Annotated in this window: 23 protein-coding genes; 22 read left to right on the top strand and 1 reads right to left on the bottom strand. The window is 41.8% G+C overall.

Annotated elements, in window-relative coordinates; genetic code table 11:
* Window positions 1–180 precede the first annotated feature (180 nt).
* The 9 genes from lepA (at window position 181) to mtaB (ending at window position 11,627) form a co-directional block, all read left to right on the top strand.
* Window positions 181–2,010: a translation elongation factor 4 gene (lepA, locus tag IEW82_RS13515; protein ID WP_188695217.1), complete on the top strand. Its 1,830-nt coding sequence runs from the start codon at window positions 181–183 to the stop codon at window positions 2,008–2,010.
* A 179-nt stretch (window positions 2,011–2,189) separates the two neighbouring features.
* The gene (gene hemW / locus IEW82_RS13510; protein WP_229672615.1) at window positions 2,190–3,323 is read left to right on the top strand and encodes a radical SAM family heme chaperone HemW; all 1,134 of its coding nucleotides are present in this window, start codon (window positions 2,190–2,192) and stop codon (window positions 3,321–3,323) included.
* An 86-nt stretch (window positions 3,324–3,409) separates the two neighbouring features.
* A complete protein-coding gene (hrcA, locus tag IEW82_RS13505; RefSeq protein WP_188695211.1) occupies window positions 3,410–4,450 on the top strand; it encodes a heat-inducible transcriptional repressor HrcA in 1,041 nt (346 codons plus the stop codon).
* Window positions 4,451–4,618: 168 nt separating this feature from the next.
* The gene (gene grpE / locus IEW82_RS13500; RefSeq protein ID WP_188695209.1) at window positions 4,619–5,230 is read left to right on the top strand and encodes a nucleotide exchange factor GrpE; all 612 of its coding nucleotides are present in this window, start codon (window positions 4,619–4,621) and stop codon (window positions 5,228–5,230) included.
* 158 nt (window positions 5,231–5,388) lie between these two features.
* Entirely contained in the window at window positions 5,389–7,227 is a 1,839-nt protein-coding gene (gene dnaK / locus IEW82_RS13495) for a molecular chaperone DnaK (RefSeq protein WP_188695206.1), read from the top strand.
* Between the two features lie 179 nt (window positions 7,228–7,406).
* Window positions 7,407–8,540 carry a molecular chaperone DnaJ gene (dnaJ, locus tag IEW82_RS13490; RefSeq protein ID WP_188695203.1) on the top strand — a complete coding sequence of 378 codons (1,134 nt, stop codon included), beginning with the start codon at window positions 7,407–7,409 and terminating at the stop codon, window positions 8,538–8,540.
* Window positions 8,541–8,559: 19 nt separating this feature from the next.
* Window positions 8,560–9,498 (top strand): 50S ribosomal protein L11 methyltransferase, encoded by a 939-nt coding sequence (gene prmA, locus IEW82_RS13485; protein WP_188695200.1) that lies wholly within the window; start codon window positions 8,560–8,562, stop codon window positions 9,496–9,498.
* Window positions 9,499–9,508: 10 nt separating this feature from the next.
* On the top strand, window positions 9,509–10,279 hold the full coding sequence (locus IEW82_RS13480) for a 16S rRNA (uracil(1498)-N(3))-methyltransferase (protein ID WP_188695197.1): 771 nt from the start codon (window positions 9,509–9,511) through the stop codon (window positions 10,277–10,279).
* A 1-nt stretch (window position 10,280) separates the two neighbouring features.
* Window positions 10,281–11,627, top strand: a complete 1,347-nt coding sequence (gene mtaB / locus IEW82_RS13475; protein ID WP_188695193.1) for a tRNA (N(6)-L-threonylcarbamoyladenosine(37)-C(2))-methylthiotransferase MtaB — start codon at window positions 10,281–10,283, stop codon at window positions 11,625–11,627.
* Between the two features lie 105 nt (window positions 11,628–11,732).
* Here mtaB and IEW82_RS13470 read toward each other — a convergent pair whose 3' ends face one another.
* Window positions 11,733–12,656: a Na/Pi symporter gene (locus tag IEW82_RS13470; protein ID WP_188695190.1), complete on the bottom strand. Its 924-nt coding sequence runs from the start codon at window positions 12,654–12,656 to the stop codon at window positions 11,733–11,735.
* A 74-nt stretch (window positions 12,657–12,730) separates the two neighbouring features.
* Between IEW82_RS13470 and IEW82_RS13465 the strand changes: the two genes are divergently transcribed.
* The 13 genes from IEW82_RS13465 (at window position 12,731) to era (ending at window position 23,232) form a co-directional block, all read left to right on the top strand.
* Entirely contained in the window at window positions 12,731–13,129 is a 399-nt protein-coding gene (locus IEW82_RS13465; protein ID WP_188695186.1) for an acyl-CoA thioesterase, read from the top strand.
* Window positions 13,130–13,403: 274 nt separating this feature from the next.
* Window positions 13,404–13,577, top strand: coding sequence for a 30S ribosomal protein S21 (rpsU, locus tag IEW82_RS13460; protein ID WP_188498124.1), 174 nt, complete (start codon window positions 13,404–13,406; stop codon window positions 13,575–13,577).
* Between the two features lie 16 nt (window positions 13,578–13,593).
* Window positions 13,594–14,037: a GatB/YqeY domain-containing protein gene (locus IEW82_RS13455; protein ID WP_188695183.1), complete on the top strand. Its 444-nt coding sequence runs from the start codon at window positions 13,594–13,596 to the stop codon at window positions 14,035–14,037.
* Between the two features lie 432 nt (window positions 14,038–14,469).
* On the top strand, window positions 14,470–15,453 hold the full coding sequence (gene floA, locus IEW82_RS13450; RefSeq protein ID WP_188695181.1) for a flotillin-like protein FloA: 984 nt from the start codon (window positions 14,470–14,472) through the stop codon (window positions 15,451–15,453).
* Between the two features lie 14 nt (window positions 15,454–15,467).
* Window positions 15,468–15,899, top strand: a complete 432-nt coding sequence (locus IEW82_RS13445; RefSeq protein ID WP_188695177.1) for a hypothetical protein — start codon at window positions 15,468–15,470, stop codon at window positions 15,897–15,899.
* Window positions 15,900–16,169: 270 nt separating this feature from the next.
* Window positions 16,170–16,457, top strand: coding sequence for a sporulation protein YqfC (yqfC, locus tag IEW82_RS13440; protein WP_188695174.1), 288 nt, complete (start codon window positions 16,170–16,172; stop codon window positions 16,455–16,457).
* A gap of 6 nt (window positions 16,458–16,463) precedes the next feature.
* Window positions 16,464–17,696: a sporulation protein YqfD gene (yqfD, locus tag IEW82_RS13435; RefSeq protein WP_188695171.1), complete on the top strand. Its 1,233-nt coding sequence runs from the start codon at window positions 16,464–16,466 to the stop codon at window positions 17,694–17,696.
* A 154-nt stretch (window positions 17,697–17,850) separates the two neighbouring features.
* The gene (locus IEW82_RS13430) at window positions 17,851–18,813 is read left to right on the top strand and encodes a PhoH family protein (RefSeq protein WP_188695167.1); all 963 of its coding nucleotides are present in this window, start codon (window positions 17,851–17,853) and stop codon (window positions 18,811–18,813) included.
* A gap of 39 nt (window positions 18,814–18,852) precedes the next feature.
* Window positions 18,853–21,045, top strand: a complete 2,193-nt coding sequence (locus IEW82_RS13425; RefSeq protein ID WP_188695163.1) for an HD family phosphohydrolase — start codon at window positions 18,853–18,855, stop codon at window positions 21,043–21,045.
* 22 nt (window positions 21,046–21,067) lie between these two features.
* The gene (gene ybeY, locus IEW82_RS13420; RefSeq protein ID WP_188695160.1) at window positions 21,068–21,538 is read left to right on the top strand and encodes an rRNA maturation RNase YbeY; all 471 of its coding nucleotides are present in this window, start codon (window positions 21,068–21,070) and stop codon (window positions 21,536–21,538) included.
* A gap of 3 nt (window positions 21,539–21,541) precedes the next feature.
* Window positions 21,542–21,904 carry a diacylglycerol kinase family protein gene (locus IEW82_RS13415; protein ID WP_188695156.1) on the top strand — a complete coding sequence of 121 codons (363 nt, stop codon included), beginning with the start codon at window positions 21,542–21,544 and terminating at the stop codon, window positions 21,902–21,904.
* Between the two features lie 19 nt (window positions 21,905–21,923).
* A complete protein-coding gene (gene cdd, locus IEW82_RS13410) occupies window positions 21,924–22,328 on the top strand; it encodes a cytidine deaminase (RefSeq protein ID WP_188695153.1) in 405 nt (134 codons plus the stop codon).
* Window positions 22,321–23,232 carry a GTPase Era gene (era, locus tag IEW82_RS13405; RefSeq protein WP_188695150.1) on the top strand — a complete coding sequence of 304 codons (912 nt, stop codon included), beginning with the start codon at window positions 22,321–22,323 and terminating at the stop codon, window positions 23,230–23,232. Before cdd ends, era begins: the two co-directional genes overlap by 8 nt.
* Window positions 23,233–23,315: the final 83 nt, after the last annotated feature.

Here is a 23,315-nt window from a genome sequence, read left to right as displayed (position 1 = left end):
GGAACCAAGCGAAGACATTCGCGCGGTAGCTGGAAAAGCGTACAAATTTAGAGTGCCAGAAATACTGGGATGAATAGGGTACCGAGAAAAGTTTGACACAAACCACATGAAGGCTTTTATTGAAAAGGGATAGGGCTATTGATATAATTCGATGTATGCAGATTGGCAGGAGGAAAGACAATGAGTGAAGATCGTAAAAATAGACAAAAAAGGATTCGTAACTTTTCCATCATTGCCCATATCGACCATGGAAAGTCGACATTGGCTGACCGGATTTTAGAGTCCACGAGTGCCCTATCAAAGCGAGAAATGCGCGCGCAAATGCTAGATGCCATGGATTTGGAACGTGAGCGCGGCATCACTATAAAATTAAATGCAGTACAATTAACTTATAAAGCCAAGGATGGCGAGGAATATATCTTTCATTTAATCGATACGCCAGGACATGTCGACTTTAGCTATGAGGTCTCACGAAGTTTGGCTGCTTGTGAAGGTGCCTTATTAATTGTTGATGCTGCTCAGGGAATTGAAGCACAGACACTTGCCAATGTCTATTTGGCCTTGGAAAATGACCTTGAAATTATTCCCGTTATTAATAAAATTGATCTGCCAAGTGCTGAACCAGAGCGTGTGAAACAAGAGGTAGAGGATGTCATAGGATTAGATGCTTCTGATGCCGTGTTAACATCAGCAAAGTCGGGTATTGGCATAGAGGATGTACTAGAGGCAATAGTGGAAAAAGTTCCTGCGCCCACTGGAGATCCAGATGCGCCACTAAAAGCCTTGATTTTTGATTCTCTTTATGATCCTTATCGAGGCGTCATCACTTATATTCGAATTATCGATGGCACCGTTAAGGTCGGCGATCGCATTAAAATGATGGCGACGGGCAAAGTATTCGAGGTGAATGAGATCGGGGTCTTCACTCCAAAGCCTGTCAATAAAGAGGAGTTGACTGTGGGGGATGTTGGTTTTTTAACAGCTGCAATAAAAAATGTCTCTGATACTCGGGTCGGGGATACCATTACGAGTGCTGATCATCCGACTGCGGAGGCTTTGCCTGGCTACCGAAGAATGAACCCAATGGTCTTTTGTGGCCTCTATCCAATAGATTCAAATGACTATAATGATTTGCGTGAGGCTTTAGAACGTCTGGAATTAAATGATTCCTCTCTTCAATATGAAGCAGAGACCTCTGAAGCTTTAGGCTTTGGCTTCCGTTGCGGTTTTTTGGGGCTATTGCATATGGAGATTATTCAAGAGCGCATTGAGCGTGAGTTTGGCATCGATCTCATTACGACAGCGCCAAGTGTTATTTATCATGTGCAATTAGGCAATGGGGAGATTGAAGAAATCGATAACCCTTCGAAAATGCCAGAAGGCAAGATGATCGAACAGGTTGAGGAGCCCTATGTTAAAGCGTCTGTCATGACGCCTAATGATTACGTTGGTGCGGTTATGGAATTGTGCCAATCCAAGCGCGGAGAATTTATTGATATGGTTTATCTAGATGAAAATCGGGTGAATATTATCTATCATATCCCGTTGTCAGAAATTGTTTATGATTTCTTTGACCACTTAAAATCCAATACTAAAGGGTATGCTTCTTTAGATTATGAGTTGTTAGGGTACAAACCCTCCAAGCTCGTTAAGATGGATATATTATTGAATGGCGAGAAAATTGATGCATTATCAATTATCGTTCACCGTGATTTTGCTTATGCCCGCGGCAAAGCGATTGTCGAAAAACTAAAAGAGTTGATCCCACGTCAGCAGTTTGAAGTACCGATTCAAGCAGCACTTGGGCAAAAAATCATTGCACGTTCTACGATTAAAGCCCTTAGAAAAAATGTGTTGGCCAAATGCTATGGCGGTGATATCTCGCGGAAGAGAAAATTGCTAGAGAAGCAAAAAGAGGGTAAAAAACGCATGAAAACTGTCGGACGAGTAGAAGTCCCTCAAGAGGCTTTCATGGCGGTATTGCGTTTAGACGACACGACGAATTCTTAATCGTTCATTTTTTCTTATCATAAATCCATTTGATCAATAGGCCTGGACATGAGCTTTACTGTTCTAAAGAAGAATTAAGACTTAATATTACCTTAGTGCTTGGTAGCACCAATCCTTAGGGAGTGACTTAGGGCAATTAGTGCAAGCCAAGTGGTTTGAATAAAGGAAGGCTATTTATGATTAAAGGTGCGTATGTACACATTCCTTTTTGTGAGCATATTTGTTATTATTGTGATTTTAATAAATACTTTATAAAAAACCAGCCTATCACGGCTTACCTTAAGGCACTTGATAATGAAATGGCAGAGGCAACATCACACGCCCCATTCTCGAGGCCGGAAACGCTGTTCATTGGCGGGGGAACGCCTACAGCTTTGGACGATGAAGCATTTACATTCTTAATGAATAGTGTGCATAGCCGTCTTTTTCAAGAAGATCATACGAAGGAATTTACAATAGAAATCAATCCAGAAAATCTCAATGCCTCAAAGCTGGAAGCTATGAAGCGTGCGAGTGTGAATCGCTTAAGCATTGGTGTGCAAACCTTTGATGATCGTTTGCTTCAGGAAATCGGTCGCAAGCACACGCGGCAATCAGCTATTGAAGCCATCAGTCTGGCAAAACGGTATGGGTTTGACAATCTCTCGATTGATCTTATGTTTGGGCTGCCGGGTCAGACTAAGCAACAATTAGAGGCATCTTTGGATGAGATATTAGCTATCCAGCCGCAGCATGTATCTATTTACTCTTTACAAATCGAGCCTAGAACGATTTTTTACAATCGGTTAAGAAAAGGAAAGCTGACCTTACCCGGTCAGGATATTGAAGCCGATATGTATGAATATCTTATTGATTTTTTGGGCCAGCATGGGATTCGGCAATATGAGATCAGCAATTTTGCCATTCCTGGTTATGAGAGTCAGCATAACTTGATTTACTGGAACAATGAGGAATATTACGGTTTTGGTGCAGGGGCACATGGCTATATTCACGGGAATAGAGTAGTGAATGCCCGTGCTGTGAAAGGATATATGCAGCGAATCGCGGAACAAGGCCATGCTCGGATCGAAAGTCATCCTGTGACCGCTCAAGAGAAAATCGAAGAAGAAATGTTCTTAGGATTGCGGAAAATTGCAGGGGTGAATAAGCAACACTTTTTGGAGAAATTTCATCACCCTATCGATCAGTATTATAGAGAGACAATTGATGATCTCGTTGCTAAAGGCTTGTTAGTAGAAAAGGATGATTGGCTTCGCCTGAGTCGACAGGGCATTTTTCTAGGAAATGAAGTATTTGAGGCATTCTTAGCCTAATTCATTGACAAACTCGACAAACATTGATAAATTTTAGAATAGAATTAGCACTCAGCATCATAGAGTGCTAACAGAGGTGATTGGTGATGTTAACAGAACGCCAATTATTTTTGTTTAAGCTTCTTGTTAACGATTATATTCGCTTTGCTGAACCCATTGGGTCAAGAGCGATATCCAAACGTGATGATGTTCAATATAGCTCAGCAACCATTCGCAATGAACTTGCGGATATGGAGGAACTCGGTTATTTGGAGAAGCCACACAGCTCTTCAGGACGCGTTCCTTCTGAAAAGGGCTACCGCTTTTATGTCGATCATTTGTTATCACCTGTGATGTTGTCACATCAAGAGATGGTGAATATCAAACGCGCTTTTCATGATCAGTATTATGAACTGGAAAAATTGATCCAGGAAACAGCTGATATCTTATCTGATTTTACTCACTATACCTCTATAGTATTGGGACCGGAGCTTTTGGAAACCAAGCTGAAGCACATCCAAATCATCCGGTTAAGTGAGGACGTCGCTGTTTTGATCATCATTACTAATACTGGACATGTTGAGAACAGGACAGTGACACTCCCTAAAGGGATTAAGGCAGAAGAGGTTGAAAAGCTGGTCAATATCATTAATATCCGGCTAAAAGGTACGCCTTTATATAAGGTGACATCAGCCATTGATCGTGAATTAAAAGCCGTCCTTCGCCAAAATCTTTCTCATCACAAACAGGTGATTAAAATGCTCAATGTGGCGTTAGAATACCACCCGTTTGATCAGATCTATTTTGGTGGTAAGACAAATATTCTCTCTCAGCCTGAATTTAAAGATATCAATAAAGTGTTGCCGTTACTCAATGTTCTAGAGAGTAAAGAAATCGTTCACGATCTTTTAAAACCAGTGGATAATAAGCCAGGCATTCAAATAAGAATAGGGCAAGAAAATCATTTGAATGAAATCAAGGATTGTAGTGTGATTACAGCTTCTTATTCCATTGGTGATGAACATATAGGGACTGTTGCGGTCATTGGACCAACACGCATGACCTATCCAAAAGTCATCACGCTGTTGGATGTCGTTTCAAAAAGCTTATCCAAATCATTAACTCTCCGGTATCAAGGATACTCATAGGGGTTATAGTGTAGATAATAGTGTATTTTTAAGTAGAAGAGGTTTCTTCACTTACTGCCGGCAATGGCGTTTCATTAAACATGGGTGAAGCAGCATCCACAAACGTGGATTATGTGGATGTTGTTTTCCCATGTAATCAATTGTAACGATGGTATGGAGGTGACAATCATGACGGAAAAGGATGCACAACAAGCAACTGAAGAAGTGGAAAATGAGAAAGTTGAAAACGAAGTGAACAATGAAGCTTCTCATGATCAAGAGGATCAAGCAGAAGTGGATGTACATAATGAAAAAGAGGATCAAGAGTCAACTGTTACGGTTGAAGAGCTTGAAGAAAAAATCAAGAGGCTTGAGGCAGAGAAGGAAGATTTGAATAATAAGCTGCTTCGTGTACAAGCGGATTATGATAACTTTAGAAGGCGGAGCCGCGAAGAGAAGGCGAGAGATCGTCAATTTCGTGCGCAAGAGCTTGTAGAAAATCTATTGCCAATTGCAGATACGTTCTCTAGGGCTCTGCAAAGCGAAGCGGAATCTGAAGAAACCAAAGCGTTTAAACAAGGTGTGGAAATGGTTTTTAAACAGTTTATGAGCGCTTTGGAAAAAGAGGGTGTTGAAGCGATTGAACCGCTTCATCAGCCATTTGATCCCAATGATCATCAAGCAGTTATGCAAGATGAAGAGAGCGATCATGAGCCCAATACGGTAACTGAGGTCTTACAAAAAGGCTTTAAGCTAAACGGACGAGTCCTTCGTCCAGCTATGGTGAAGGTACGGGCGTAAGGCAAGGAGCTAAACCCTTAGTACCCCAATATGTGTAAGAGGCTACGTTAAAAAGATACTCTTTTCACTTTTAAGAAGAAAAGTGATTAGGGCGCTAGATTTAAGCAGTATATGTATTTACAAAAAACTTTTTAATTGAACTCTAGGAGGTTGTCACGATGAGTAAAATTATTGGTATTGACTTAGGAACAACAAACTCTTGTGTTGCCGTCATGGAAGGCGGAGAAGCAACGGTTATTCCTAACCCTGAAGGAAACCGGACGACACCATCTGTTGTTGCTTTTAAGAATGGTGAGCGTCAAGTTGGTGAGGTGGCCAAGCGTCAAGCGATTACCAATCCAAATACAATCATTTCCATCAAACGTCATATGGGAACAGATTATAAGGTTGAAGTCGAAGGCAAGGAATATACACCACAAGAAATTTCGGCGATCATTCTGCAAAAATTAAAATCTGATGCTGAGAGTTATTTAGGTGAAACAGTAAGTCAAGCTGTTATTACTGTTCCAGCTTATTTTAATGATTCACAGCGTCAAGCGACAAAAGATGCTGGTAAAATTGCAGGTCTTGAAGTCTTGCGGATTATTAACGAGCCAACCGCTGCATCACTTGCTTATGGTCTTGATAAATCAGATGAAGATCAAACCATTTTAGTCTATGACTTAGGGGGCGGTACCTTTGACGTATCTGTTCTCGAGTTAGGTGACGGCATATTTGAGGTAAAATCTACAGCAGGTGATAACAAGCTCGGTGGTGATGATTTTGACCAAAAAATCATCGACCACTTGATTGCAGAGTTTAAAAAAGAAAACGGCATTGATCTATCCAATGATAAAATGGCGTTACAGCGTTTAAAGGATGCTGCTGAAAAAGCGAAGAAGGATTTATCTGGTGTGTCACAGACCCAGATTTCTCTTCCATTCATTTCTGCTGATGCTTCAGGTCCTAAGCATCTTGAAGTGAATTTGACACGTGCTAAATTTGATGAATTAACCGCTGATCTTGTTGAAAGAACAATGGGACCAACCCGCCAGGCGCTTTCAGATGCTGGTCTTTCTTCAAATGACATTGATAAAGTCATTCTGGTAGGGGGATCGACACGTATCCCTGCTGTACAAGCGGCTATCAAAAGTTTAACAGGAAAAGAACCTCATAAGGGCGTTAACCCTGATGAAGTGGTTGCGTTAGGTGCAGCTATCCAAGCCGGTGTTCTTTCTGGTGATGTTAAAGACGTTGTCTTGCTTGATGTTACACCGCTATCCCTTGGTATTGAAACCATGGGCGGGGTATTCACAAAGCTTATTGAACGGAACACAACCATTCCTACAAGTCAGTCACAGATCTTTTCAACGGCCGCAGATAATCAGACCTCTGTAGACATCCATGTATTACAGGGTGAACGTTCTATGGCTGCTGACAACAAGACGCTCGGTCGGTTCCAGTTAACAGATATTCCGCCAGCACCACGAGGCATCCCACAGATCGAGGTGACCTTTGAAATCGATGCTAACGGTATTGTTAATGTTAAGGCAAAGGATAAAGGAACAAATAAAGAGCAATCCATCACCATTCAATCCTCATCTGGTTTAAGTGATGAAGAAATTGAAAAGATGGTTAAAGAAGCTGAGGAAAATGCTGATGCCGATAAAAAGCGTAAGGAAGAAGTCGATCTTCGCAACGAGGCAGATCAGCTCGTATTCACAACAGAAAAAACATTAAAGGATCTCGGCGATAAAGTGGATGAGGCTGAAAAGAAAAAAGCTGAAGAAGCGAAGGAAGGCCTGAAAAAAGCCCTTGAAGGCAGTGACCTTGAAGCCATTAAAAAGGAAAAAGAAAGCCTTCAGGAGATCGTACAGCAGCTTTCTATGAAGCTGTATGAACAAGCGGCGCAACAAGCGCAACAAGCTCAAGGTGCGGAGCAACAGCAAGCAGGTAAGCAAGACGATAATGTTGTGGATGCTGAGTACGAAGAAGTTAATGATGACGACAAGAAATAAATAAGAGTAGACGGTAATGAGGTTGAATGACCAACCGTTCGATACATTCTTTAAAGTCAAAGCCGGGCCTCGCTTGGCTTTGACTTTTTTACTCTATGTCAAGTGAATGCAAGTTGCGCATTTATGGCGAGAGATGATATGATTAACCTTATGTGAAGATATAACCGGGAGTGAATAAAATGAGCAAGCGAGATTATTATGAAGTACTTGGTATTGATAAAAATGCTTCCAAGGAAGACATAAAAAAGGCGTATCGAAAACTTGCCCGAAAGTATCATCCCGATGTCAATAAAGATGATCCTCAAGCTACTGATAAATTTAAGGAAGTAAAAGAAGCTTATGAAACCTTAAATAACGATCAAAAAAGAGCGCATTATGATCAATTTGGTCATACGGATCCTAATCAAGGTTTTGGAGGGGGCCAAGGCTTTGATGGTGCGGACTTTGGTGGATTCGGAGATATTTTTGATATGTTTTTTGGTGGTGGGTCATCACGTCGGCGTGATCCCAATGCTCCGCGACAAGGTGCGGATTTACAGTATACGATGACATTGGAATTTGAAGAAGCCGCCTTTGGGAAAGAGACAGATATTAAAATTCCAAGAGAAGAAACTTGTGAGACCTGTCATGGAAGTGGAGCAAAGCCAGGAACCCACCCAGAAACCTGCTCCCATTGTGGAGGCTCAGGTCAGCTTAATGTTGAACAAAACACCCCGTTTGGTCGGATTGTCAACCGTCGTGTATGTCATTATTGCCAAGGAACAGGTAAAATCATTAAAGAAAAATGTAACACCTGTGGTGGCGATGGAAAAGTCAAAACGAATAAAACCATTCACGTTAAAGTTCCTGCGGGTGTTGATGAAGGTCAGCAGATTCGTTTATCAGGGCAAGGCGAAGCGGGAAGCAATGGGGGACCGGCAGGGGATTTGTTTGTCGTCTTTCACATAAAGCCGCATAAGTTTTTTGAACGAGATGGCGATGATGTCTTTTGTACTGTCCCATTGAGCTTTGCTCAAGTTGCTTTAGGAGATGAGATTGAGGTACCGACGCTTTATGGAAAAGTTAAATTAAAAATTCCAGCAGGTACTCAAACAGGAACGCATTTCCGTTTAAAGGGAAAAGGCATAAAAAATGTGCGTGGCTACGGCCAAGGAGATCAGCATGTCACTGTGAATGTTGTTACACCTAAACAACTGTCAGATAGAGAAAGGGAATTATTCCGAGAATTAGCAGACATAAGTGGTACACCGCTGACAGAAATCCACAATGAAAACTTTTTTTCGAAAGTGAAGCGTGCCTTTAAGGCTGACTAGAAATGGAGTGGAAGAGTCAATGAAATGGTCTGAGATTGCCATTCATTCAACACGGGATGCCGTTGAGGCAATTTCTAATATATTGCATGAAGCCGGTGCTGGTGGGGTCGTTATAGAAGATCAAGAGGATCTGATCAAGGACTGGAACGATGAATACGGGGAAATTTATGAACTTGACCCTGAAGACTACCCTGAGCATGGTGTGAATATCAAGGCATATTTACCAGTAAATGAGGGGCTTGTTGCTAAGGTCGATCAGATTAAAGGTGCCATCAATGAGTTGAAACTCCATGGGATTGATACCGGTGCCCATAGTGTCACTCTGAGCGAGGTCAGTGAAGAGGAATGGGCTGACGAATGGAAGAAATATTATAAACCAACACGCATTACAAAGCGTTTAACGATCAGTCCAACCTGGGAAGTGTATCAGCCTGAAAGTCCAGATGAACTGATCATCGAATTGGATCCAGGTATGGCTTTTGGTACAGGGACACACCCCACAACGGTACTCTGCCTAGACATGCTAGAAAACTATTTAGAACCTGGTGATAAGGTGCTAGATGTTGGTACAGGCTCTGGGGTATTGAGCATTGCTGCGGCGAAACTAGGAGCAAGTAAAGTCAAAGCTGTTGATTTGGATGATGTAGCGATTCGTGTGGCCAAGGAAAATGTTAAGCAAAATAGTGTACAGCAGCAAGTCTCTCTCCAGCAAAACGATCTTGTAAAAGGCTTGGAAGGAAATTATGATGTGATTGTTGCTAATATTTTAGCAGAGATTATTTTAAAGTTTACCCATGATGCCTTCGCCCTGCTTAAACCAGGTGGTTATTTCATTGGCTCTGGTATTATCAAGCGCAAATATCCTGAAGTAGAAAAGGCCTTACTGGCAGATGGCTTTACTATAGAGAAAACCGTTCAGGATGAAGAATGGGTGGCTGTCGTCGCCTGTAAACGGTAAGGAGAGTCTCATGCAACGCTATTTTGTTCCTGATAGAAATATAAATGAAAACTGCGTTAAGATCGTTGGAGACGATGCTTACCATATCTATAAAGTGATGCGTATGCTGCCTTCCGATCACATCATCGTATGTGATCAAGAGCAGAGGGCTTATGACTGCCAAATTACGGCCATAGCCGAGCAAGAGAAAACTGTCACGGCGGAGATTGTCGAGCAATTAACTGCGGATACGGAGTTACCTGTTCAGGTGACCATTGCGCAGGGACTTGTGAAAGGGGACAAGCTTGATTGGATTGTCCAAAAAGGAACAGAGCTTGGAGCAAGAAGCTTTATTCCTTATGTAGCTGAACGCTCTGTGGTAAAATGGGAAGGGTCATCTAAAATTGAACGCAAGCGTCAGCGACTTGAAAAGATTGCTAAGGAAGCCGCTGAACAATCCCATCGCATGACGATTCCGGCTGTTCAGGCGCCAAAGACCCTTCAAGAGATCCTCAACGAAAGCAACGGCTTTGATTATTGTCTTGTTGCCTATGAAGAAGAAGCCAAACAAGGCAATCAAAGTGGCCTGCCTAAGCTGCTCGATACAATGCCAAAAGGGGCTACTGTATTGGCGGTTATTGGCCCTGAAGGCGGATTATCCGAGGCTGAAATAGCTGCTTTTTTGGAGCATGGGTTTGTTTCCTGTGGACTAGGTAAGCGCATTTTACGCGCGGAAACTGCACCACTGTATTTATTATCCACTCTATCATTTTATTTTGAACTTCTAAAAGAGGTGAAATGACATGCCATCTGTTGCCTTTCATACACTTGGCTGTAAGGTCAATCATTATGAGACAGAAGCCATTTGGCAGCTGTTTCAAACCAATGGCTATGAAAGAAAAGATTTTGAAACCACGGCCGATGTCTATGTGATTAATACATGTACTGTAACGAATACAGGAGATAAGAAAAGTCGTCAAGTCATTCGCCGGGCGATTAGAAAAAATCCAAATGCGGTCATCTGTGTCACAGGATGCTATGCGCAGACATCGCCAGCGGAAGTCATGGCGATTCCAGGCGTTGATATTGTTGTAGGGACGCAGGATCGTGAAAAGATGCTCGGTTACATTGAAGAATACCAAAGAGAACGTGAACCCATTAATGGGGTTTCGAACATTATGAAGGCAAAGGTCTATGAAGAATTAGAGGTGCCAGCTTTTACAGACCGCACCCGTGCCTCCCTTAAGATACAAGAGGGCTGCAATAACTTCTGTACTTTTTGCATCATCCCATGGGCACGAGGTCTCTTGCGCTCTCGCAAGCCCGAAGCTGTGCTTGAGCAAGCACAGAAACTCGTTGATGCCGGTTATAAAGAAATTGTTCTTACAGGGATCCATACAGCAGGCTATGGTGAAGATATGAAGGACTATAACTTTGCCCAGCTTTTAAGAGATCTCGAAGCAAAGGTCCATGGCTTAAAACGCTTGCGCATTTCTTCTATTGAGGCGAGTCAAGTGACTGATGAAGTCGTTGAAGTCATTAATCAATCTAAAGTGATTGCCCGTCATCTTCATATTCCATTACAATCGGGTTCTGATACGGTATTAAAGAGAATGCGCAGAAAGTATACCACTGCCTTTTATGCGGAGAAAATTAAGCAATTGAAAAAGGCGTTGCCTGATTTTGCTTTAACTTCAGATGTGATTGTCGGTTTTCCAGGAGAAACCGAAGAAGAGTTTCAGGAAACCTATGACTTTATTCGTGAGCTTAAATTTGCTGAGCTTCATGTTTTCCCATATTCTCAACGAACGGGGACTCCAGCGGCGCGGATGGATCATCAAATTTCAGATGAGGTGAAGCATGAGCGCGTTCGCAAGCTCATTTCTTTATCCAATCAGTTAGCGAAAGAATATGCGTCCAAATATGAAAATGAAGTGCTTGAAGTGATTCCGGAAGAGCCCTTCAAAAAAGATGAAACAACAGGTGAATGGGTGGGCTATACAGATAATTATCTGAAAGTGCGGTTCCCTGCGCGTCCAGAAATGGAAGGGCAGCTTGTCCGTGTGAAAATTACCCAAGCAGGGTATCCCTACAGCAAAGGGCAATTTGTCAGAGTTATGGATGAAGCGCATCAGCAACAAGTCATTTAAAAGGTTGTGTTGTGCAAGACCCACAAGGCTATGGGCTGAAACTGATAAAAAAACCATGGAGTTTTTCGCACTCCGTGGTTTTTTCTATGATGTGAAGTGTATGCGTTAGCGTTGGATTCTCTTTTCGGCCCAATGTGCATATTTGTTAACAAACGGTAATGCCACAATAGTGGACAGAAGATTAAAAAGAAAAGAAGCATAGGCCAGCTGCCGATCCGGAGCGCTCGCAATGCTTTGTATAAGGTGAGTAAAGGCATTAAGAAAGGGTAGGATAAGCAAGGATCCAAACAGATTAAATAAGGCGTGTGTGTAAGCAACCCAGCGGGCTGAAACAGTTGAGTGTATAGAGGCGATCAAAGCGGTTGTGCTTGTACCTATATTTGCCCCCAGCATGATACAAATGGCTGCGACAAGCTGTAATGTGTCATTATTAAGGAATCCCATGGCAATGAGCAAGGTGGCTGAGCTTGATTGAATAATCCCTGCAAAAATAATACCGAAAATAAGGCTAGATACGTTGGAATGATTGGCAGTGTGCAGAATGGTATCGATGATCCCAATACTTTTTAAAGGTTCTGCTAAGGCGTTGAAACCGTCCATAGAAATAAAAACGCAGCCGATACCAAAGCTGACTGTGCCGAAGACAAAGGTTTTTTGAAAAGGAAGAAAAAGCAATAGAATCCCGAGGGCTAGTAAGATAAAAGTCAATTGACCAGGATTAAATGTCGCGATAAATCCAGTGATGGTTGTGCCGATATTCGCCCCCAGTATAATGCCAACAGTTTGTCTAAAGCTAAGGAGCCCGGCAGCTGTCATGCTAATGATGATGACAGTCACAACTGAACTGCTTTGGAGGAGGGCTGTGGCGGCTGCACCGACAATAATCCCCTTCAGCGGCCGATCGGTCATGATTCTAAGTATATGTTTTAAGCGGTGTTCGGCGACATTTTTAAAACCAATCTTCATGACTGTCATTCCGAACAAGAATATCGTAATATAAATAATGAAGGTTGTGAATAATTGGATCATTTTATCACCCAATGTTATTCTATTGGACAAGAACTCAGATCATGACTAATTTCAGGCGGGAGGGTGAGGGTAGGGTGTCTTCACTGACGACAGTGCAGGTGAGATTTTCTGAGACAGATGCTATTGGACATGTCAACAATGTTAGTTATTTTATTTACCTAGAGCAGGCACGCGTCGATTTTATTAAAAGCTTGCAAGCTGATCGTGAGCATCCCGATTTATTCTTGGCAGTGGTCTCTATGACGTGTGATTTTATTCGTCAAGCTTTTTTTGATCAGGTCCTTATTATTGAAACGACGGTGACTGATATAGGCGGTAAGAGCTTTACTTTAAAACATACGATGAAGGAAAAGCAAACCGATGATACGATTGCAGTAGGGCAATCGGTTGTAGTCCTTTTAGATAGAGAGAAGAACAAGGCAGTTCCTCTGAATGCAGGCTGGAAAGAAAAATTGCGTTGTCATCAGGAATAATGGGGAGGCAGTAGCTTTTAGACATATGAGAAGAAAATCAAGAGCGGATTTACAGCAAAAAAATTGTGAAAAAATAGGATATGAGATGTACCATTTTATGTGATTCAGTTGACCAATAGCCGGGATTCGTATATAATGGCAATCGACATCGTATTTCTTCAAGAGGGGTGCTCTTGTAGAAAAATACGGTTACTAAAGGAATAACGGGAGTACCGTTAGCGGAGAAGCCGCATCCTTTTAGAAGCGTTTGCTTTTTGGAGGGAGGGAAACACAGGTGGTTGAAACAAAGGTACGCAAAAATGAAACCATTGAAGACGCACTACGTCGCTTTAAGCGTTCAGTAGCTAAGTCAGGCACCATGGCCGAGGTTAAAAAACGCCGACACTATGAAAAACCAAGTGTTAAGCGTAAGCATAAATCTGAGGCTGCGCGGAAACGCCGTAAATAATTAAAGGGGTGTACTGATGTCTCTTTTAGATCAATTGGCTACAGATATGAAACAAGCAATGAAGCAGAAGGACAAAGAGCGGTTGTCGACCATTCGCATGCTCAAATCTTCTCTTCAAAACGAAGCCATTCATCAAGGCAAGGATCTTTCTGAGGATGATATACTCGTTGTGTTATCCCGAGAACTCAAACAGAGGAAAGACTCCCTCCAAGAGTTTGAGCAAGCTGGGCGTGAAGACTTAGCTGACAAGGTGACAAATGAAATCAAAGTCATCGAAGGCTACATGCCTAAGCAATTATCTGATGATGAATTAAGCCAAATGATTGATCAAGCCGTTCAAGAGGTTGGCGCTTCATCTAAATCTGACATGGGTAAGGTCATGCAAGTGATCATGCCTCAAGTCAGAGGACGAGCTGATGGGAGCAAGGTTAAAAACCTCGTACAAGCGCGCTTATCATAATGATACGAAAATGTAAGTGAAGTAAAGACCGTCGGATTTCGGCGGTCTTTTAATTTATTAGTGTCAGAATGTATAACCACTCTAAGGAAGAGTGGTTGAAATTCAGGCTTGGACTCCTTTGATGGGGATTAAAACCACGACATTAAGAGGCCTAAGCGGAATAAATAATATCTAGATTATTCATAGAAAATTTATCATGAGGTCAAAACACTAATCCATCAAGCGCTTTCGTCCAAGTGATTACGCATCAAATAAATGAAAAAAAGAATCCCTTTCTGATAAGGATAGGTTTTCCTACTGAAAGGTGTTTAGTATAGGCGAAGTTGGAATGGTTAAGAAGAAAATGTGGAATGTTTTGAGAGCATTTACAAAATGAAACCTTTTTAAGCGTGACACGTAAATACTTATTAGAAAGATTAAAGGAGGATGTGTATGGGAGGTATACCAGAGGCAGCTATCGTATTGATTATTGCCCTGATTATTATTGTTGTACTTGCTATTTTCTTTACCTTTGTTCCGATTATGTTGTGGATTTCAGCACTTGCTGCAGGGGTGCGTATCGGCATCTTTACGCTCGTGGGCATGCGCTTAAGACGGGTTATTCCTCGAAGAGTCATTAATCCGCTCATTAAAGCCGTAAAAGCCGGACTACAGCTTAATACCAATCAGTTAGAAAGTCATTATCTCGCTGGTGGGAATGTAGATCGCGTGGTCAATGCTCTTATTGCTGCGCATCGTGCAAACATTGAACTATCCTTTGAACGTTGTGCCGCCATCGATCTTGCTGGACGGAATGTCTTAGAAGCCGTTCAGATGAGTGTTAATCCGAAGGTCATTGAAACACCTTTTATCTCAGGTGTGGCCATGGATGGTATTGAAGTAAAGGCGAAGGCTCGTATTACCGTGCGTGCGAATATAGATCGTCTTGTCGGTGGTGCCGGTGAAGAAACGATCATTGCTAGGGTTGGTGAAGGGATTGTCAGTACGCTTGGTTCGTCTGATAGCCATAAAAAGGTGCTGGAGAATCCTGATCTAATTTCTAAGACTGTTTTGAAAAAAGGCCTTGATTCAGGCACTGCCTTTGAAATTTTATCAATAGATATTGCTGATGTGGATATTGGTAAAAACATTGGGGCTCATTTACAAACAGAGCAATCAGAAGCCGATAAAAATATTGCTCAAGCGAAAGCAGAAGAACGCCGGGCAATGGCTGTTGCGCAAGAGCAGGAAATGAAGGCACGCGTTGAAGAAATGCGTGCGAAGGTGGTTGAAGCCGAGGCAGAAGTGCCAATGGCGATGGCTCAAGCCTTACGCGAAGGAAAAATGGGTGTTATGGATTATATGAATTATAATAATATAAAAGCCGATACCGAAATGCGTAATGCAGTCGGCGACATCAATCAGAACGACGAATAATAAGGGGGTCTGAGATGATAACCTTTGTTATAATCGCTATATTCGTTGTCATATGGGCATTCATAGGGGGGAGTCAGGCGATCAAAAGCAAGCAGGATCATTCCCCAGTCAAGCCTAGTCTTTCTCAGCCTGTGAGTCAGAGTCACAATCCCATGGCTAGACAGGAGTCCCGCACCACACAGAATGTAGAAAAAGTGGATGCAAAGGATATTAACGAGGAGCAATTAAGAAAAGAGCGCGATGTTCAAAGAGAATGGATTCAGGAAGCACGCGGACTTCAAAATGTCGTTACGAGGCAAGCTTCCTATCCGATGAAGTCGATAGCAGCCTCTCCTTATAGGCTTACAAAAAGAAAAATAGCTGAGAGCTTCATAATTTCTGAGTGTATAGATAAACCCCGTGCTTTAAGACCACATCCTTTAGCAAAGGAATATCAGCGAAAATAGAATGTTTAGTAATGCTAAAAGCCAACTCATGGAGCCTTTAAAAAGGTGAATGAGTTGGCTTTTTTTAAGATTATTCTTTATAGATTGGTGGGCTTTAGAGGGCGCGCTTTTTGAAGATAAAAAGGTTCGGCCGTTTTACTATGGATGCATATATGCCACGATTAATATTTTTAGCGTTTAAATCATAGAATTTAAAGTCGGTTACCTTTCTGTACGGTTCAGTGATACTTCATTGTGTTGATACATAAAGTGGGTATAGAGGTGGTGGATTTGGCGAAAAGATGGGGGAACCAATTAAAGTCATGGTTTGCTAATCATACAGATTTACCTTCTGATGTGGTTTTAGACTTACCAAGAATTACGATGATTGGCCAACTGCACATCTATATTGAGAATCATAGAGGCGTTCTCGCTTTTTCGAATACAGAATTAAGGCTGTCACTCGAAACGGGGCAACTCCTTATACATGGGCAACACTTTGTTCTAAAAACCATACTACCCGAGGAAATCTTACTGGAAGGCACGATAAAAAAAGTGGAATTTATTGAATCGGGGTGAGGCGCATTGAGAAAAAATTGGAATGAAGCATTTTTTGGCCATGTCTCGGTCATTATAACAGGACAACTAACAGAAACCTTTATTAATCAAGCTGTGCGCGAAGGCATACAGATTTGGGATGTCAAACGATTGGACGAACAGCGTTTAGTCTGTTCCATGATGCTTCAGGACATTAAACGCATTAAGCCTATTTTGAAAAAAACATCATGTAAAATTCATTTCAACGAGCGTTATGGGTTCCCATTTCTCATCAAGAGATTAATGGCACGTTCAGGAATTGTCATTGGTATTATCTTATGTGTGGCAATCGTATTCATCCTGTCAAATATGGTTTGGCATATTGAAATTAATGGTGCTGATGCAAAGGTTGAAGAACAGATACAAAAACTTTTGAAGAAAAAGCATATCCATGTCGGCGCTCTTGAATTCTTACTCCCATCTTTAAATACCATTGAGACGGATTTAAGTAGCCAATTGCCGAAAGTGACATGGGTGGGTGTGTCGAAAAAAGGGACAACTTACCGGATTGATGTTGTGCAAAAAGAACTTCCAAAAAAAGAAAAAGTAACAGGGCCGCGTGATCTTATCGCCACTAAGGAAGCGACCATCCATCATGTTTATGTAGAAAAAGGACAATCTGTTGTTTCTCCAGATCAGGTTGTACAAAAGGGCGATTTATTGGTATCGGGAACGATTGGCAAGACAGAGGATCCGAGCTTCGTCTCAGCAAAAGGAGAAGTCATAGGCGAGACCTGGTATCATGCCACGACTACGGTACCATTAAAAACTGATTATGAAACCTTTACTGGGGCGACCTATACCAAACATGAGCTCAGTTTTTTTGGATGGGATGTTCCTATATGGGGATTTCAAAAGCAGCCTTTTAAATATGAAAAGCATGAGCGGTCAACCAAGAATTTTCGCTTTTTATTCTGGAAGTTACCTATTGCTTATAAAAAAATTGATTATCGACAGTATGATCATACGAATAGACAGCTGAGTGAGGCACAAGCATTGGCTATTGGTAAAGTGGATGCAAGGGACCATTTATTAAGACAATTGCCAGAAAAGTCAAAGGTGCTACAAGAAAACGTGAAATCTCAGCAAATTGTCGACGGCAAGTTGGTGCTAAAAATCTTTTTCATAGTGGAAGAAGATATCGCTAAACCAAGAGCATTTTCAACACAGGAGAGAAAAGAAGAGATTGAGAAACAAAATCAAGAGGACAGTGAAGAGTGAAAGAAATGAGAGCTAAAACAGTAAATATATTTAGAGGACTGACTTGCCAATCGGCAAGTTTTCTTTTTTATAGATAAAAAATGGAATTAAGCTTTAGGAGTATGGTACACTAATTAGGAGTAAGAACAATTGGAATCAAGGAGATTGAGTCAATTTGTCAGAACACCTTTTAGAGACAATCAACTTTAAATTAGAAAATACCAATGAGGCTATTAATTTATTTGGCCCTGGGGATGCCCATTTGAAAATCATCGAGGAAAAACTCGGTCTTTCAATTGTTACTCGTGGTGAGGAAGTGTCCGTATCAGGTTCCCACCAAGCGATTCAGATTGTTGAAAATGTGCTTCATGCTTTGTTACGTTTGATCCGAAGAGGCATTCACTTTGGAGAGAGGGATGTAGTGTACGCGATTCAGCTCGCTGAGGCGGACAAGCTTGAGACACTTGATGCTTTATATGATGAAGAAATCACAGTTAATGCAAAAGGAAAACCGATACGTGTCAAAACATTGGGACAGCAGCACTATGTTCAAGCAATGAAAACCAATGATATGGTATTTGGCATCGGTCCTGCAGGGACGGGCAAAACGTATTTAGCTGTCGTGATGGCGGTATCCGCTTTGAAAGCAGGTCATATCAAACGGATCGTGCTCACACGCCCTGCTGTAGAGGCTGGAGAAAGCCTTGGTTTTTTACCTGGAGATTTGAAGGAAAAGGTTGACCCTTATTTACGTCCACTATATGATGCCTTACATGATGTATTAGGTGCTGAGCATACATTGAGGTTGATAGACCGTGGCACCATAGAAATTGCGCCTTTGGCTTATATGAGGGGCCGAACCCTGGATGACGCTTATGTCATATTGGACGAAGCGCAAAATACAACTCATGAACAGATGAAAATGTTTTTAACGCGATTGGGGTTTGGGTCGAAAATGATTGTAACCGGAGATGTCACTCAGGTGGATCTACCTAAAGGCAAAGTATCTGGGTTAAAAATTGCTTGCGAAACCCTGCAAGGAATCAAAGGTATCGGTCTGATCTTCTTAGAAAAGACGGATGTTGTCAGACACCCACTTGTACAAAAAATCATTCAGGCTTATGAAGAAAAGCAATAATCGAATCACGTGTTAGAGGATAAAAGGGGATCAATCATAATGCGTCTAACAAATTGGTCGAAATATTGGGACAAGCTAAAACAACATTCATTATTTTCGTCACTTATCCTTGTGTTATTGGGCGTGATTATGTATGTTGGCATGATTAGAGTCGTACTTCCAGATACCCTTGATATCAAGCTGCATCAAATCGCGAAGGAAGATATCCAATCGCCTATAGAAATTGTTGACAGGCAGGCGACGAAGGATCTTCGTGAGCAAGCGATTGCAGAGGCGCCAACTTCCTATACATATAATAAAGATGCGGCATTGATTCAAGTCGAGAAAGCCAATGACCTCTTTAATGTCCTGCAAGAAATACGCAAGGATAATGCTGCCAAATCTGAGGGGAAAGAAGACGACAGCAATCGCTCGGATACAGATGACCCGGATAAGAACAAACCCCTTTCATTAGATGATCAAATTAAACAGGCTGAAAAGAAACTTAATGAGGCAAGCGATAATCACTTACCAAAAGCGGTCATTTCTAGCCTCTTGAGTTTTTCTGAGCAAGATTTCTCAAGGACGAGAGATATCACGAGTTCAACAATATACGAAACAATGAGCAATAAGATTAAGTGGAGTGATTTAGAAGCCACCCAGCAAAAGGCTATTGATTCCATACCGACCACTGTTGTTTCACAAAAAATACATGACGTCTTAAAGGAAATACTGAATCAATATATTGTACCCAATTATGTATTTGATGCAAAAACAACTAAGAGAAATAAAGAGGATGCACTGAATACTGTTGAGCCTGTCGTCATTAGACAAGGGGAAGTGATTGTCAAAAAAGGAGATCTTATTACGAGTGATGTCCTTCATAAACTGAAGGTCGTTGGATTGATGGATAACCATTTTAACGTTCTCCCTTTTTTTGGTCTAGCCATCCTTGTGTTTTTCCTGACGGCATTAATTGCACTTGAATTTAATGAGCTGAAGCGTAAAGCAAAGTCACCACCTAATGCGTATCTCATTTACCTGTGCATTTTCCTCATGACCATGATCATTATTAATTTAGGCAATGTCATTCAAGCGACCCACCTTGAAAATATCGGTTTGGTTTTACCTGTTGCTGCAGGACCGCTATTGATCACTATCTTAATGAACAAGCGGATCGCAATGGTTTCCAGCATTATCTTTGCAATATGCAGCGGTTTTATTTATGAAACCGATGGCTTGTCATCGGTCACCTTTGATTATCGGATTGCATTATATGTCATGTTTTCAGCGTTGGCCGGTTCTCTCGTATTAAGAGGCAATTATTCGCGACCACGATTGATTCAGACGGGGTTGATTATTACCGGCGTTAATATTTTGAGTGTGATTGGACTTATGCTGATTAAAAACGGCACCATTAATCTTATCAACCTAGGTGAAGAAACAGGCTATGCTGTTCTTTCAGGCTTTTTAGCAACTGTGCTGACGATTGGGTTGCTGCCCTTTTTTGAGGCGGCTTTCGGCATTTTATCGACGATGAAGCTCATTGAACTGTCGAATCCCAATCACGAATTATTGCGAAAAATTCTTCTTGAAGCACCTGGAACGTACCATCATAGTGTCATGGTCGCTAATTTAGCCGAAAGAGCGTGTGAAGTGATCGGAGCCAACGGGCTACTGGCTCGAGTCGCTGCTTATTATCATGATATTGGGAAGACGAAACGCCCGCGCTTTTTCATTGAGAATCAGTTTAACGGGGTAAATCCACATGATCGCATTTCACCGCAATTGAGTAAGCGGGTGATCATTGCCCATCCTTATGATGGGGTGGAAATTCTTAAGGAACATAAGCTCCCAAAAGAAATCATTGATATTGCTGAACAACATCATGGCACAACGTTATTAAAATATTTTTATTATAAGGCACGTGAGGACATGGGGGATGCCGTTTTGGAGTCGGAGTTTCGCTATCCGGGACCAAAGGCGCAGACCAAGGAAGCCGCTGTTGTCGAGCTAGCTGATAGTGTGGAAGCAGCTGTCAGATCCATGCCAAAGCCAACGCCGGAAAAAATTGAAGAGCTGGTTAAAAGCATCTTTAATGATCGTCTTGAGGATGGGCAATTCGATGAATGTGATTTGACGATGAAGGAGCTTCATGAGGTGAGACACTCCATCATTGAAACGCTAAATGGTATTTTCCATTCTCGTATTGAGTACCCTGACGAGGTCAACGACAAAAAGAGCTCATTGTGATGAAAAGCGAGGTGTAAAGAGAATGGGATTAACGATTGATTATACAGATGAGTTAGACGCTCTATCTAAGGCAGACTATGATCTTCTAAACGGTGTGTTAAATCATGCGGCGGAAAAGCTGGATATTGGTGAAGCTGAACTTTCCATTACCTTTGTTGATAATAACCGTATTCAGGAGATCAATCATCAGTACCGCGATAAAAATCAGCCTACAGACGTTATCTCCTTTGCGCTAGAGGAAATGGGTGAGGATGAGGTAGTCATCGTTAACAGCGATATGCCAAGGATTTTAGGAGATATCATCATTTCAATTCCAAAAGCTAAGGAACAAGCCGTGGAACATGGGCATTCCTTCGAGAGAGAGCTTGGATTTTTAACCATACATGGCTTGCTGCATTTACTTGGATATGATCATATGACTCCTGAAGACGAAAGGGAAATGTTTTCTCTTCAGGAAGAGCTGCTTTCCTCCTATGGTTTAAAGAGGAACTAGCTAATGCAACAGCGAAGCAGGGATCAATCATTAATCAAGAAATTTGGTTTTGCCTTTTCTGGAATTGGGAAGGCGTTTAAGAAGGAAAGAAACCTGCGCTATCACACGTTGGCTGTTTTTTGTGTTGTTGCCGTTTCGTTTTTCCTTCATATATCGAGAATGGATTGGACCATCCTGATATTGCTTATGGCACTGGTCGTTACTGCTGAGCTTTTCAATACGGCTATTGAGCGGGTTGTAGATTTAGTCACTCTTGATGAACATCCTTTAGCCAAGGAAGCGAAGGATATTGCAGCCGGTGCTGTGGTCGTTACGGCAATCGCTGCGGTCATTATCGGGATCTTAATTTTATCGAAATACATATGAAATGGATGTGTGGTCAGCTATGAATAAAGAACACTTAATGCAGACAGCTGTCGCAGCAAGGGACGCTGCTTATGTTCCCTACTCTCACTTTGCAGTAGGCGCAGCCCTCCTTTCTAAAAGTGGAAAAGTGTATAAAGGAGTAAACATTGAAAATGCTGCCTATTCACTTTGTAACTGTGCTGAAAGAACAGCGTTATTTAAAGCCTACTCTGAGGGAGACCGTGAATACACGGCTTTAGCTGTTGCTGCAGATTCCGAGGGCCCTGTTTCACCTTGTGGTGCGTGTCGCCAAGTCATGGCGGAACTTTGTCCTGCAGATATGCCTGTTTATTTAACGAATTTAAAGGGTGAAGTGTTGGAAACAACAGTTGCGGAATTGTTGCCAGGTGCCTTTAAGTCAGGAGATATGAAGGGAAATGACTGAAAAGAATCGTTTTAAATCAGGATTTGTTGCATTGGTCGGCCGCCCAAATGTCGGGAAATCGACGCTGCTCAATCACTTAATTGGGCAAAAAATTGCTATTATGAGCGATAAGCCACAAACAACGCGTAATAAGATTCAAGGTGTGTATACCACTGAAAATGAACAGATAATTTTTATTGATACACCAGGTATACATAAGCCGAAGCACAAGCTTGGGGAGTTTATGACTCAGCTTGCTGTCCAAACTTTAAATGAAGTGGATCTTGTTTTATTTATGGTGGATGCCGTTGAAGGGTATGGGCGTGGTGATCAATTCATCATTGAACGGTTAAAGTCTTGCCACTCTCCGGTCTTTTTGATCTTGAATAAGATTGACCAAATTCATCCTGACCAGCTCTTACCGCTCATTGAGACGTATCGGAACGCTTTTTCCTTTGCTGAAACGATTCCCATTTCTGCACGTGAAGGCAATAATGTGAATACAATGCTACGAGAGATCAGTCGTTATCTGGAGGAAGGACCAAAATATTATCCAGATGATCAGGTGACCGATCACCCTGAGCGGTTTATTATGTCTGAATTAATCCGGGAAAAAATTCTGCATTTGACAGAAGAAGAAGTCCCTCATTCCATCGCTGTTACCATCGATGCCATAGAGCGGAGAAAGCAAAAAAATATGGTAGACATTCATGCGGCTATTATCGTGGAACGCGATTCGCAAAAGGGGATTATCATCGGGAAACAAGGGCGAATGCTGAAAGAAATTGGTTCTAGGGCTAGAAAGGATATAGAGGCTTTACTGGGGTCAAAAGTTTATTTAGACTTATGGGTAAAGGTACAAAAAGGCTGGCGGGATAAAGCTTTTTATTTACGTGATTATGGTTTTAACGAAGAGGACTATTGATGCGTTCGATTGACATAATTTCCTTATCATGTTTTAGGCAAAATAGAGAATCCTAAATCTATAACATCATAAAGTGAGAAAGG

This window comes from Pullulanibacillus camelliae (assembly GCF_014642655.1).
Lineage (GTDB): Bacteria > Bacillota > Bacilli > Bacillales > Sporolactobacillaceae > Pullulanibacillus > Pullulanibacillus camelliae.
Note: the sequence above shows the minus strand (reverse complement) of the source record. Positions and strands in the feature narration are given on the sequence as shown.